Below are 11,928 nucleotides of genomic sequence, written 5' to 3'. Positions count from 1 at the left end.
CTGCCGCAGAAACCGCGACACGGCGCGACACCGACCCGGGAAGGGGGCCAGACTCGGACGCATGTCCCCGCGCAGCCTCGTCGCCGACGACGAGCCCGACATCCGCGACTTCATCGGGCACGTCCTCGAGCGCGCCGGTCACGTGGTCACCGTCGCCGGGGACGGCGCCGAGGTCCTCGAGCACACGTCGGTGCAGACCTTCGACCTGGTCGTGGTCGACCACCACATGCCGCGGATGACGGGCCTCGCGGTGGCCGACGAGCTGCGCCGCTCCAGCCCGACGACCAAGGTGCTGATCATGTCCGGGGACCTCGACGTGGGCGACACGCACCAGCACTTCCTGCCCAAGCCGTTCAACCGGCGCGAGTTCGTGGCCGCCGTCGAGACCCTGCTCGCGCTGCCCTGACAGGGTGCAGGCCGTTACCGCCCCGAGGTGGACAGGGCCAGCCCGGTGCCGGCGTCGAAGATGTGAGCACGGTCGAGGTCGACCGTGACCGACACCCGCTGCCCCGGCGCGCCCGCGACGGTCGGCCGGGCCTTCACCTTCACCATCTCCGAGCCCACCTTCACGTCGACCACGGTGCGGTCACCGAGCGGCTCGAGCCCGTAGAGCTCACCGGGCAGCGCGACGTCGCCGCGCTTCTCGACCGACACGTCCTCGGCCCGCAGGCCGAGGAGCAGCGGTCGCCCGTCCTCGGCGGTGGTCCACCGGGGGCGCGGCAGGGACCAGCCCTGCTCGCCGACGAGCCGGTCGCCCTCCGCCCGGCACGCCAGCAGGCTGATGCGGGGGCTGCCGACGAATCCGGCGACCCATTGGTTGGCGGGCCGCTCGTAGATCTCGGCCGGGGTGCCGACCTGCTGCACCCGTCCCTCCCGCAGCACCGCGACGCGGTCGGCCATGGAGAGCGCCTCGACCTGGTCGTTGGTGACGTAGACGAAGGTGCCGCCGAGCGTGCGGTGGATGCGGGTGAGCTCGGTGCGCATCTCCACGCGCAGCTTGAGGTCGAGGTTGGTGAGCGGCTCGTCCATCAGGAAGGCGCGCGGGCGACGCACGAGCGCCCGGGCCAGCGCGACGCGCTGCATCTCGCCACCCGACATCTGGGCGGGCCGGCGTTCCAGCAACCGCTCGATGTGCAGCAGCGCCGCGACCTGCTCGACCGCTGCGGCGATGTCGCTCGAGGACGCCTTGCGGGCCCGCAGCGGCGAGGCGATGTTGTCGTACGCCGTCCGCCGCGGGTAGAGGGCATAGCTCTGGAAGACCATGGCGAGGTCCCGGGCGGCAGGGGTGTCTGCCGTCGCGTCCCTGCCGTCGAGGTGCACCGAGCCCTCGTCGAGCTTCTCCAGGCCGGCGATCGCCCGCAGGGTCGTGGTCTTGCCCGCCCCGGACGGGCCGAGCACCACGAAGAACGAACCGTCCGGCACGTCGAGGGTGACCCCGTCGAGGGCCTGCACCTCGCCGAAGGACTTGCGCATCCCGTGCGCTGACACGGTTCCCATCAGGCCACCAGCTCTTCCGTGCTCGTGTCGTAGACCGGCGGGGTCCCGCCGGCATGGCGCAGCCCGACCTGCTCGTCGGCGGCGAAGCGCACGGTCGGTGGCATCCGGACCCGTACGTCGCGCGCGCCGCCGTGGTCGACCACGTAGATGATCTCGTCGCCCAACGCCTCGGCGGAGACGACCCGGGCGGGGACGGTCCGATCGGCACCGGGCGCGGTCACCTCGAGCGCCTCCGGTCGTACGCCGGCGACGAGCGAGCGGTCGCGCGGCAGGCCCTCGGGCGGGGTGAGGACGAGGCCGCCGGGGCCGCGGAGGGCACCTTCGGCCACCTGCACCTCGATCAGGTTCATCGGCGGCGAGCCGATGAACGCGGCGCAGAACAGGCTGGCGGGCCGGTCGTAGACCTCGAGCGGGGTGCCGATCTGCTCCACCCGTCCCTTGTTGAGGATCGCGATCCGGTGCCCGAGCGACATCGCCTCGACCTGGTCGTGGGTGACGTAGACCATCGTCGTCCCGAGCTCGGCCTGCAGGTGCTTGATCTCCGTGCGCACGTCCGCCCGCAGCTCCGCGTCGAGGTTCGTCAGCGGTTCGTCCATCAAGAAGGCCTGCGGTCGGCGGACGAGTGCGCGGGCCAGGGCGACGCGCTGCTGCTCGCCGCCCGAGAGGTGCTGCGGCTTGCGGTCGAGCAGTCGCTCGAGCTGCATCATCCGCGCGACCTCGGCGACCCGCTCCCTGACCTCCTTCTCGGGCTGGCCCTCGGCCCGGAGCGGGAAGGCGAGGTTGTCGCGGGTCTTGAGGTGCGGGTAGAGCGCGTAGAACTGGAAGACCATGGCGATGTCGCGCTCCGCCGGCGGCAGGTCGTTGACGAGCGTCCGACCGATGCGGATGTCGCCGGAGGTCTGCCGCTCCAGCCCGGCCATCGCGCGCAGGGTCGTCGTCTTGCCGCATCCGGACGGGCCGAGCATCACGAACAGCTCGCCGTCCCCGATCGACAGGTCCACGTGCTCCACCGCGACGGTGCCGTCGGGGTAGCGCTTGTGCAGGGAGGTCACCTCGATGCCGGCCATCAGCGTCGCACCGCCCCGAGGGTCACGCCGGCCACGAGGTGCTTGCGCACGAGGTAGGCGAACACCAGCACCGGCAGCGCGAAGACCACCGCCGACGCCGCGACCAGGCCCCAGTCCACGGTGGTGCCGCCGATCAGTCCGGCGATGGCGGGTGGCGCCGTACGCACCTCCTGGCTGGAGGTGAGGAAGATGGCGAAGACGAACTCGTTCCACGAGAAGATCAGCGCGAAGACCGCCGTCGCGGCGATGCCCGGCACGAGCAGCGGCAACGTCACGCGCCAGAACGCTTGCAGCCGGGTGTAGCCGTCGAGCATCGCCGCGTCCTCGTACTCCGCCGGCACCTCGTCGACGAAGCCCTTCATCATCCAGATCGTGAACGGCACGTTGAACGCGGCGTAGATGAGGACCAGCCCGAGCTTGCTGTCGATGAGCCCGAGCTCGCGATACATGAGGAAGATCGGGATCACCACGACCACGGGCGGCATGAAGCGGGTCGACAGGATGAAGAAGAGCTGGTCCTTCTCGGCCTTCAGGGTGAAGCGCGAGTAGGCCCACGCCGCCGGCACGCCCAGCGCGGTGGCCAGCACGGTCGACGCGCCGGCCACGATGACCGAGTTGAGGAACGACCCGGACAGGTCCGACCGGCCGCCGCCCTGCGCGACGAACACGTCCTTGTAGTGGTCCAGCGTGATGTCGAAGCCGAAGAACTTCGCGGGCACGGCGTAGACGTCGCGGTTCTCCTTGATGGACGTCTCGAGCATCCAGAGCACCGGGAAGAGCATGGCCACCGCCAGCGCGGTCAGGAGCAGGACCTCGACCACCATCCGGCCCCGGCCACCGCGGCGACGCTGCGGCGGCGCGTCGTCCGTGGCGGGGCCGGGCACGGCCTCGTCGATGGAGATGGCCATCACCCCTCCTTGAGCTTGTTCAGGTAGCGCAGGTAGAGCTGCGCCAGGACGATGACGACGAGGACCATGAGGATCCCGTACGCCGACGCGAGCCCGGTGTTGAAGCCGAGGAACGCGACCTTGTAGACGTGGAACGACAACGTCTCGGTGGAGACCCCGGGGCCTCCGCTGGTGAGGATGTAGACGAGGTCGAACAGCCGGAAGGCCTCGATGGCGCGGAACATGACCGCGATGAGCAGCAGGGGCCAGACCATGGGCAGCGTGATGTGGCGGAAGCGGAACCACTCCGACGCGCGGTCGATGGACGCGGCCTCGTAGAGGTACTTCGGGACCGCGGTGAGGCCGGCGAGTGCGATGAGCATGATGAACGGCGTCCACTGCCACGTGTCGACCACGATCAGCGAGAACAAGGCCGTCCGCTGCCGGGTGAGCCACTCCACCTGCCCGAAGCCGAGCGAGCCGAGCATGGAGTTGATCACCCCGAACTGGGCGTCGAGCATGAACTTCCAGAACAGGCCGACCACGACCGGCGACAGCATCATCGGCACCAGGAACAGGGTGGTCAGCACCCCTCGTCCGCGGGCCCGCCGCGAGATCAGGTACGCGATGCCGAAGCCCAGCACGGTCTGCAGCGCCACGGCCCCGGTGACGTAGACCAGTGTCGTGAGGGCCCGTTGCCAGACCTCCGGGGACGTGAGGATGGTGGTGTAGTTCTCGAACCCGACGAAGTCGGCCGGCGCGTCTCGCGTGGCGGAGTAGTCGGTGAAGGACAGGTAGAGCGCCCACAGCAGCGGGAACACCGACATCGTCAGCAGCAGCAGCATCGCCGGCGAGATGAACACCAGCGCCAGCCGGCCGTCGGTGAGGCGGGGGGACCGCCCCGGTGCAGGGGGCGACGTCGAGGACGCCTCCTGCACCGGGTGGTCGGTCGTGGTGGTCATGGTCGTCGACTCACAGCCCGCCGCCGCTGGAGTCGAGCACCTGCTGCTGCTGCTCGGCGATGTCGTCGAGCGCCTCCTCGGGGTCCTTGGCCCCGTTGAGCGCCGCGTTGACGTTGGTGTTCTCGATGTCGATCAGGCGGGCGTACTCCGGCACGTTCCACATGTCGCGCATGCGGGACACCGAGTCGGCGTACACCTGGTTGAAAGGTCCGGCCTCGAGGAACTCCGGCGACTCGAGCGCGTCGGTGCGCGCCGGCACGCCGCCCGCCGCGGCCCACTTCTTCTGCACGTCCTCCTGCTCGAACCACTTCATGAAGTTGAGCGCCTCGGCCTGCCGGTCGGCAGGCGCGTAGGCGGAGATGTGCATGCCCATCCCGCCGAGGGGCACGACGTCGGCGTCCTGGGTCGGCAGGGTGGCGAAGCCGAGCTTGTCGAGGATCTCGTCCTCGGTCTTGCCGAGCGTCGACTGTGCAGGGTCGACCAGGCCCCCGGCGGCGGCGATCCACTGGAACGCGATGCAGGCCTTGCCCTGCGCCACCGCGGCGTTGACCTCGTCGATGAACCAGTTGCCCGAGCCCTTCGCGGTCAGCGGCTTCATCTCGTTGACCAGGACGTCCATGGCCTTCTGGCCGGCCTCGTCGTTGATGACGCCCTCGATCGTCTTGTCCTCGGCGTTCCAGAGGTTGCCGCCGTAGACACCGTTGACCGTGTTGTAGGTGACGGCTGCGGCGTCGGAGCCGTTGGCCTGGTGGAAGGCGAGCCCGCTGACGCCGGGGTTGTCCTCCTGGCACTGCCGGGCGACGTCGATCATCTCGTCCCAGGTCTCCGGCGGCTCGTCACCGATGAGGTCCTTGCGGTAGATCATCGTCCAGGTGTCACCCAGGAGCGGCAGGCCGTAGAGGCTGGCGTCCTCGTCGCGCTGACCGGTCTCGGCCTGCGGGTACTGACCGTAGGCGGCGAGCAGGTAGGGGTCGTAGGCGTCGACGTCGATGTTCTCGTCGACGAAGTCGGTGAGGTCGAGGATGTTGCCGTTGGTGACGGCCTCACCGATGTGCTGGGAGTCCAGGATCGGGATGTCGAAGTCGGTCTGCCGCGCGGCGAACTGGGTGAACATCGCGTCGTGCCAGTTGGCGTTGGGCACCGTGTTGACCTCGATGGTCACGTTGGGCCGCTCCTTGGTGTACTCCGCGTTGGCGAAGTCCTCCAGCGCCTGGGCCGGCGGCCACTCGAACCAGATGAAGCTGAGCGTCAGCGGGTCGTCGGTGAGCTCGGGGATCGTCGCCGGCGCCTTGGTGCTGCTCGCCTCGGCGTCGCCACCGTCGCCGTCGTCACCGCCGCCGCAGGCCGCGAGGGCCGACGCCACGAGGATGGCGGCCGTGGCCAGGCGGACGTGCCGGCCGGGGAGGGACCTGCGTCCCGCTCGCTGTAGGTACCGCATCTGCTTCCTGCTTCCTGCTCGGGGGATGTGACCGGGTGGTGCTGACGGGTGTGGTGCTGGTGACGGTGCTGGGGGTCGCTCACCAGGAGGTGGCGACGTACTGGGCCTCCAGGAACTCCAGGAGTCCCTCGGTGCTGCCCTCGCGGCCGAGCCCGCTCTGCTTGGTGCCACCGAAGGGGGCGGCGGGGTCCGAGACGAGCCCGCGGTTGAGCCCGACCATCCCGCTCTCGAGGCGCTCCGCGAGCCGGAGGCCACGGGCGAGGTCGCGGGTGTAGAGGTAGCTGACCAGGCCGAGGTCGGTGTCGTTGACGACCGGCAGCAGCTCCTCCTCGCTCTCGAAGCGGACGACCGGGGCGACGGGTCCGAAGACCTCCTCGTGCAGGACGCGGGCGTCGTGGGGTACGTCGACCAGCACGGTGGGCGGGTAGAAGGAGCCCGGGCCGTCGGGGGCGCGTCCGCCGATCATGGCCCGCGCGCCGCGGTGGACGGCGTCGCGGACCAGCAGGTCGACCTTGCGGACGGCGTGGTCGTTGATGAGCGGCCCGCACTGGGTGGCCTCCTCGGCGCCGGGCCCGACCCGGACGGCGGCCATCCGGGCGATGAGCCCCTCGACGAAGGCGTCGTGGACCGAGGCATGGACGAAGAACCGGTTGGCCGCGGTGCAGGCCTGCCCGCCGTTGCGCATCTTCGCGACCATCGCGCCCTCGAGCGCCGCCTCGACGTCGGCGTCCTCGAGGACCACGAAGGGGGCGTTGCCGCCGAGCTCCATGGCGCACTTGAGGACGTTGTCGGCGGCGGTGCGCAGCAGCACGCGACCGATCTCGGTGGAGCCGGTGAAGGACAGCATCCGGGTCCGCCGGTCGGTGAGCATCGCCTCCACGACCGGTCCCGGGTGGGAGGTCGTGACGACGTTCAGCACGCCGGCGGGCAGCCCGACCTCCTCCAGGAGTGCGGCCACCGCCAGGGCGGTCAGCGGCGTCTCGGCGGCGGGCTTGAGGACCGTGGTGCACCCGGCCGCGAGCGCCGGGGCGATCTTGCGGGTGGCCATCGCCGCGGGGAAGTTCCAGGGCGTGACGAGCACGCTCACGCCGACCGGCTGGTAGGTCACCAGCAGCCGGTTGGCGCCGCTGGGGGCGTGTCCCACCTGGCCGCGCAGCCGGACGCCCTCCTCGGCGTACCAGCGGAAGAACTCCGCCGCGTAGGCCACCTCGCCACGGGCATCGGCGAGCGACTTGCCGTTCTCGAGGGAGATGAGGAGCGCGAGCTCCTCGCTGCGCTCGTGCATGAGATGGAACGCCCGCATCAGCAGGTCGGCGCGCGAGCGGGGCGAGGTCGCCGCCCAGTCGGCCGCAGCGGTGGCCGCGGCATCGATGGCCGCGGTCGCGTCGTCGGTGTCGGCGTCGGCCACGGAGGCCAGCACCGAGCCCGTGGCCGGGTCGCGCACCTCCAGCCGTCGTCCGGCGCCGGCGGGGCGCCACGCGCCTGCGACGAACAGGTCGGTCGGTACGTCGATCACGTCGGCGACCGGGCGCAGCACCTCGTCCACGACGGTCATCACGCACCACCCATCGCGCCGAGACCGGCGGGCGTCGGCACGGGCGGTGCGGTCACGGCCTCGCGCAGCGCCGACCGGTCGCCCGCGTGGGCGGCGCGCACGATGTGCTCGAGCGCGTCGACGTCGAGGGGCCGCGGGTTGTTGGCCACCAGCCGTTCGGCACCGGCGGCCTGCTCGGCGGTCCAGCGCAGCTGGTCGGCCGGCAGGCCGAGCTCGGCCAGGGTGGTGGGGATCCCCACCGAGGCCAGCAGCGCCGCGACGCGGTCGATCGCCTCGTCCGCGAGGTCCTCGGCCGACCAGTCGGGCGAGGCGCCCATCGCCACGGCGACGGCGGCCAGCTCGGGCACGCGGGTGGGCCGGTTGAACTCCATCACGTAGGGCAGGAGTGCGCCGACCCCGACGCCGTGCGGCGTGTGGGTGAGGGCCCCGACCGGGTACTGGATGGCGTGCGCCGCCGCCGTACCTGCGGTGCCGAGGGCGAAGCCGCCGGCGGTCGCGCCGAGCATCATCGCCTCCCGCGCCTCGACGTCGCCGGGGCTGGACCAGGCACGGTGCAGGCTGCCCGCGATCAGCCGGACGCCGAGCAGGGCGTAGGTGTCGGTCAGCTCGTTCTTGCCGACGAAGACGCGCTCGGTCGCCAGCTCGGTGGTACCCGGGCGACGGATCGCGGTGAAGGCCTCGACCACGTGGGAGAGGGCGTCAGCACCCGCGCTCGCGGTGAGCGGCGGTGGGCAGCCGACGGTGAGCTCGGGGTCGCACAGTGCGGCGTGCGGGATGAGGTGCGGGCTGGAGATGCCCACCTTGCTGATCCGGTCGGGGTCGGTGAGCACCGCCACCGGTGTCACCTCCGACCCGGTGCCCGCCGTGGTGGGCAGGGCGACGACCGGCATGACGGGCCCGGGCACGCGCAGCTCGCCGTAGTAGTCCGCGGGGGTCCCGCCGTGGGTGAGCAGCACCGCGACCGCCTTGGCCAGGTCGAGGCAGCTGCCCCCACCCATCCCCACCACGACGTCGGGCTCCGCAGCGGCGGCGAGCTCGGCGCACCGGACCACCTGGTGGACGGGGACGTCGGGCTCGACCTCGGTGTACGACGTGACGTGCACGCCCGAGTCCTCGAGGAGGCGGACGAGGTGGGCGAACTCCGGGGTGGCGCCGAAGCGGGCGTCGGTGCAGACCAGGGCGCGTGAGCCCAGGGCCGCGACGACCGTCCCGAGCGCATGGCGCTGCCCGGCTCCGAACAGGACCTGGCGCGGACCGCGCAGGACGCCGAGCAAGCTCATGGGGGCTCCGTCGGGGAGGAGGGATGGGGAACCGGTCCGGCGGGAGGGGCTGGACCGCTCCCCGGAGGGACTTGTCGGTCGACCCATTTCCTATACGATCCGATTGGTGCGAGAGCATGAGCCACGCAACCGGCCCCTGTCAACAGGTCCGGGCACGACACGCTGAGAAGGGACCGACGACATGGACGAGGCGACGACGGGGGACGGGCTCCGGGTGGACCGCACGCGGGGCCGCCTGGCCGACGAGGTCTACGACACCCTCCTGGGCCAGCTGATGTCGCTGCGCATCGAGCCCGGCTCCCGGGTGACGATCGACGCGCTGGCGCGCGAGCTGCGCGTCTCCCAGACCCCGATCCGCGACGCGCTCAACCGCATGGAGGCCGACGGGCTCGTCGTACGGGTCCCCCACGCCGGCTACCGGATCCCGCCGCAGATCACGCGTGAGCGGTTCGAGGACATGGTGGAGATCCGCCTCCTCCTCGAGCCCGCAGCCGCGCGCCACGCGGCCGAGCGCGCCTCGTCCGAGCAGGTCAGCGGCCTGCGGCGGATGCTCGACGACATGGCCGAGCTGGTCGAGGGCGACCGCACCGTGGCCTACGGCGCCTTCGGCCTGCGCGACGCCGCCTTCCACGACCTCGTCGCCGACAGCGCCGGCAACCAGGTCGTCCGCGAGGCCCTCGCCCGGCTGCACACCCACGTGCACCTGTTCCGCCTGCTCTACGACGCCGAGGTCACCTTCCTGGCGATGGGCGAGCACGAGGAGGTTCTGGGTGCGATCGCGGCGCGGGACCCCGACGCGGCCGCGTACGCCATGCGGCGGCACATCCTGCTCTCGCGCGACCGCTTCCGGAGGCTCTTCGACGAGTCCCAGGAGGCGGACCGGTCCGGACAGGGCCTTGACGGCAGCGCCCGGCCGACGGAATCCTAGGCCGACCGATCCAATCCGATCCAATCTGATCTGGTCGGGATCGACGCCAGCCCACCCGATCCAGAGTGCGAGGAGATCCAGGTGCCCAGAGCACTGCTCATGACCGGCGACGCCGCCGAAGAGCTCGACACGATGTACCCCTACTACCGCGTGCAGGAGGGCGGGTGGGACGTCGACGTCGCCTCCCTGACGACACGCGACATCCAGCTCGTGATCCACGAGTTCGACCCCAACTCCGACGCCTACGTCGAGAAGAACGGCCGCAAGCTGCCGGTCGACGTGACCTGGTCCGAGGTGGACCTGGAGCGCTACGACGCGCTGATCATCCCCGGCGGTCGGGCTCCGGAGTGGATCCGCGTCGACGCCGACGTACGCCGCATCACCGAGCACTTCTTCGCCCGCGACCTGCCCATCGCGCTGGTCTGCCACGGCGCGCAGGTCCCCGCGGTCTACGGGCTGCTCAAGGGGCGGAAGACCGCGTGCTTCCCGCCCATCACCGGCGACATGGAGAACGCCGGCGCGACGGTCATCGACGCCCCGGACTGCGTCGACGGCAACCTGGTCTCCTGCCGCGGCTGGCCCGACATGCCGCAGTTCGGCCGGGCCATGATGGAGGTCTTCGACAAGTCCATCGGCGGCGCGTCGGCATGACCGGCTCCTCCACGTCGCGATGAGCGTGCTCGTCACCGGGGGGCGGACCGTCAAGGTCGCCGGCTCCCCGGTGCACGTGCTCGACACCGGGTCCGGGCCCGCCGTGCTGATGCTGCACGGCTCGGGGCCCGGCACCACGGGTGACGGCGCCTGGGCGGCGACCGCCACGTCGCTCGCCGCGTCGCACCGGGTGGTGGCTCCCGACCAGGCGGGCTTCGGCCGCACCCCGCTCCCCGCCGGGACGTCGGGCGGGCTGCGGGTGTGGACCGAGCAGGCGGCCGCACTCATGGACGCCCTCGGCGAGACGTCGTACGCCGTCGTGGGTCACTCGATGGGAGGCGCGGTCGCCCTCGCACTGGCCGCCGCGCGCCCCCGCCAGGTCAGCCGGGTCGTCGCGGTCGGGACGATGGGCGCCCCCGAGGCACCGCTGTCCACCGACCTCAACGCCGTCTGGGCCGCGCCACCCGGCCCCGAGGGGGCCCGCGACATGCTGGGTCGCCTCGTCGCGGACCAGTCGCTCGTCACCGACGAGGCAGTGGCGGCGCGCGCCGACGCGATGCGGGCCGGTGCCGAGGCGTTCGCCGCGATGTTCCCGGCGCCCCGTACTCGCTGGGTCGACGACCTGACGCTGTCGGCCGCCACCCTGGCCGCCGTGCGCGCGCCCGTGCTGCTGGTCCACGGGGCGCAGGACCGGCTCACCCCCCTGCGGACCGCCGCCCTGCCCCTCCTCGACCACCTGGGCGACGTACGCCTCCACGTGCTCGGCCGCTGCGGTCACGCGCCGCAGCTGGAGCAGCCGACGGCCTTCCGGGAGCTGTTGGCGGCCTTCCTCGTCAGGGGTTGACCGTCAGAGGTTGACGGTGATGTCCGCGTCCTTGCGGAGGTCGTCCACCAGGGCCGTGGCGACCTTGCCGGTCTCCTGGTTCATCGCCTGCTCCTCGAGCTGCGAGCGCACCTGGGCGAAGGGCGGGAACTCCTGCCCGCCGCCACCCGAGGCGGCCTGCTGCTTCTTGGCCTGGTCGTAGATCGCGCGCAGCTCCTTGTCGGTCGGCTCGAACGGGCCGTTCTCGTCGGCGACGAGCTGCTCGACCATTGCCTGCGTCTCGACCTGCTCGCGCGCCTGGTCGGCGGTGACGCCCTGGGCCTCGACCGCCTTCAGCAGCTCCTCGGTCGACGTCATGCCGTTCTGCTCGGCGAGGGCGGCCAGCTCGGCCTCGACGGCGTCGTCGCTGACCTCGAGGCCGCGCGACTCGGCCTCCTGGAGGAGCAGCTCGGTGTCGACGAGGTTGTCGGCGGTCTCCTTGCGGAGCGCCTCCTCGTCGGGCTCCTCGCCACCCATCTGCGCCTGGGCGGCCGCCTGCTGGAAGGCCGCCTCGTAGATCGGGACGAACTCCTCCTTGGTCACCTCCTCGCCGTTGACCTCGGCCACGACGTCGGGGATGGCGTCGAGGTCCGGCTGCGGGCCCTCGGCCGCGTCCGCCGAGTCATCGGCCGACTCATCGGCCGACGGGGACGCGCTGGACGAGGCGTCCTTGCCTGCGTCGGCGTCGGAGGAGTCCGAGCCGCCGCAGGCGGAGAGGGTGAGGACCGCGGCGACCGAGAGGGCGCCGAGGGCGGTGCGGGTGCGCGACCGGAGCAGGGAAGTCATCGTGGAAGTCATCAC

General features: G+C 71.7%; 12 protein-coding genes. 4 read left to right on the top strand and 8 right to left on the bottom strand.

Going from position 1 to position 11,928, the window contains the following annotated elements:
- Positions 1 to 61: 61 nt before the first annotated feature.
- On the top strand, positions 62 to 406 hold the full coding sequence (locus ACNKF0_RS02220) for a response regulator transcription factor (RefSeq protein ID WP_416955393.1): 345 nt from the start codon (positions 62 to 64) through the stop codon (positions 404 to 406).
- A gap of 14 nt (positions 407 to 420) precedes the next feature.
- Here the strand turns inward: ACNKF0_RS02220 and ACNKF0_RS02215 are convergent, their stop codons facing one another.
- The 7 genes from ACNKF0_RS02215 to ACNKF0_RS02185 all read right to left on the bottom strand — a co-directional run bounded on the left by ACNKF0_RS02215 (position 421) and on the right by ACNKF0_RS02185 (position 8,686).
- Complete coding sequence (locus tag ACNKF0_RS02215) at positions 421 to 1,497, bottom strand: ABC transporter ATP-binding protein (protein WP_416955391.1); 1,077 nt, start codon at positions 1,495 to 1,497, stop codon at positions 421 to 423.
- Positions 1,497 to 2,564: an ABC transporter ATP-binding protein gene (locus ACNKF0_RS02210; protein WP_416955389.1), complete on the bottom strand. Its 1,068-nt coding sequence runs from the start codon at positions 2,562 to 2,564 to the stop codon at positions 1,497 to 1,499. Before ACNKF0_RS02210 ends, ACNKF0_RS02215 begins: the two co-directional genes overlap by 1 nt.
- On the bottom strand, positions 2,564 to 3,472 hold the full coding sequence (locus ACNKF0_RS02205; RefSeq protein WP_416955387.1) for a carbohydrate ABC transporter permease: 909 nt from the start codon (positions 3,470 to 3,472) through the stop codon (positions 2,564 to 2,566). The genes ACNKF0_RS02210 and ACNKF0_RS02205 overlap by 1 nt, the downstream gene beginning before the upstream one ends.
- Positions 3,472 to 4,413: a carbohydrate ABC transporter permease gene (locus ACNKF0_RS02200; RefSeq protein WP_416955385.1), complete on the bottom strand. Its 942-nt coding sequence runs from the start codon at positions 4,411 to 4,413 to the stop codon at positions 3,472 to 3,474. Before ACNKF0_RS02200 ends, ACNKF0_RS02205 begins: the two co-directional genes overlap by 1 nt.
- 10 nt (positions 4,414 to 4,423) lie before the next feature.
- A complete protein-coding gene (locus ACNKF0_RS02195; RefSeq protein WP_416955383.1) occupies positions 4,424 to 5,851 on the bottom strand; it encodes an extracellular solute-binding protein in 1,428 nt (475 codons plus the stop codon).
- Between the two features lie 79 nt (positions 5,852 to 5,930).
- Positions 5,931 to 7,406, bottom strand: a complete 1,476-nt coding sequence (locus tag ACNKF0_RS02190; protein WP_416955381.1) for an NAD-dependent succinate-semialdehyde dehydrogenase — start codon at positions 7,404 to 7,406, stop codon at positions 5,931 to 5,933.
- The gene (locus tag ACNKF0_RS02185; protein ID WP_416955379.1) at positions 7,406 to 8,686 is read right to left on the bottom strand and encodes an iron-containing alcohol dehydrogenase; all 1,281 of its coding nucleotides are present in this window, start codon (positions 8,684 to 8,686) and stop codon (positions 7,406 to 7,408) included. The genes ACNKF0_RS02190 and ACNKF0_RS02185 overlap by 1 nt, the downstream gene beginning before the upstream one ends.
- A gap of 181 nt (positions 8,687 to 8,867) precedes the next feature.
- Between ACNKF0_RS02185 and ACNKF0_RS02180 the strand changes: the two genes are divergently transcribed.
- From ACNKF0_RS02180 to ACNKF0_RS02170, 3 genes are all read left to right on the top strand, one after another.
- Positions 8,868 to 9,614 carry a GntR family transcriptional regulator gene (locus ACNKF0_RS02180; protein ID WP_416955377.1) on the top strand — a complete coding sequence of 249 codons (747 nt, stop codon included), beginning with the start codon at positions 8,868 to 8,870 and terminating at the stop codon, positions 9,612 to 9,614.
- Positions 9,615 to 9,695: 81 nt separating this feature from the next.
- Positions 9,696 to 10,265, top strand: a complete 570-nt coding sequence (locus tag ACNKF0_RS02175) for a DJ-1/PfpI family protein (protein WP_416955375.1) — start codon at positions 9,696 to 9,698, stop codon at positions 10,263 to 10,265.
- A 19-nt stretch (positions 10,266 to 10,284) separates the two neighbouring features.
- Entirely contained in the window at positions 10,285 to 11,109 is an 825-nt protein-coding gene (locus ACNKF0_RS02170; protein ID WP_416955373.1) for an alpha/beta fold hydrolase, read from the top strand.
- A 3-nt stretch (positions 11,110 to 11,112) separates the two neighbouring features.
- Here the strand turns inward: ACNKF0_RS02170 and ACNKF0_RS02165 are convergent, their stop codons facing one another.
- Positions 11,113 to 11,913 carry a SurA N-terminal domain-containing protein gene (locus ACNKF0_RS02165; RefSeq protein ID WP_416955371.1) on the bottom strand — a complete coding sequence of 267 codons (801 nt, stop codon included), beginning with the start codon at positions 11,911 to 11,913 and terminating at the stop codon, positions 11,113 to 11,115.
- Between the last annotated feature and the right edge of the window lie 15 nt (positions 11,914 to 11,928).

This window comes from Nocardioides sp. T5 (genome assembly GCF_048161455.1).
Lineage (GTDB): Bacteria > Actinomycetota > Actinomycetes > Propionibacteriales > Nocardioidaceae > Nocardioides.
The sequence above is the reverse complement of the archived record's forward strand: the minus strand, read 5'-3'. Positions and strand labels throughout refer to the sequence as shown.

Coding starts and splice junctions, on each gene's coding strand:
- ACNKF0_RS02200 (WP_416955385.1), bottom strand. CDS start 4,413: ATGACCACCACGACCGACCACCCGGTGCAGGAGGCGTCCTCGACGTCG.
- ACNKF0_RS02220 (WP_416955393.1), top strand. CDS start 62: ATGTCCCCGCGCAGCCTCGTCGCCGACGACGAGCCCGACATCCGCGAC.
- ACNKF0_RS02170 (WP_416955373.1), top strand. CDS start 10,285: ATGAGCGTGCTCGTCACCGGGGGGCGGACCGTCAAGGTCGCCGGCTCC.
- ACNKF0_RS02205 (WP_416955387.1), bottom strand. CDS start 3,472: ATGGCCATCTCCATCGACGAGGCCGTGCCCGGCCCCGCCACGGACGAC.
- ACNKF0_RS02215 (WP_416955391.1), bottom strand. CDS start 1,497: ATGGGAACCGTGTCAGCGCACGGGATGCGCAAGTCCTTCGGCGAGGTG.
- ACNKF0_RS02210 (WP_416955389.1), bottom strand. CDS start 2,564: ATGGCCGGCATCGAGGTGACCTCCCTGCACAAGCGCTACCCCGACGGC.
- ACNKF0_RS02185 (WP_416955379.1), bottom strand. CDS start 8,686: ATGAGCTTGCTCGGCGTCCTGCGCGGTCCGCGCCAGGTCCTGTTCGGA.
- ACNKF0_RS02165 (WP_416955371.1), bottom strand. CDS start 11,913: ATGACTTCCCTGCTCCGGTCGCGCACCCGCACCGCCCTCGGCGCCCTC.
- ACNKF0_RS02190 (WP_416955381.1), bottom strand. CDS start 7,406: ATGACCGTCGTGGACGAGGTGCTGCGCCCGGTCGCCGACGTGATCGAC.
- ACNKF0_RS02180 (WP_416955377.1), top strand. CDS start 8,868: ATGGACGAGGCGACGACGGGGGACGGGCTCCGGGTGGACCGCACGCGG.
- ACNKF0_RS02195 (WP_416955383.1), bottom strand. CDS start 5,851: ATGCGGTACCTACAGCGAGCGGGACGCAGGTCCCTCCCCGGCCGGCAC.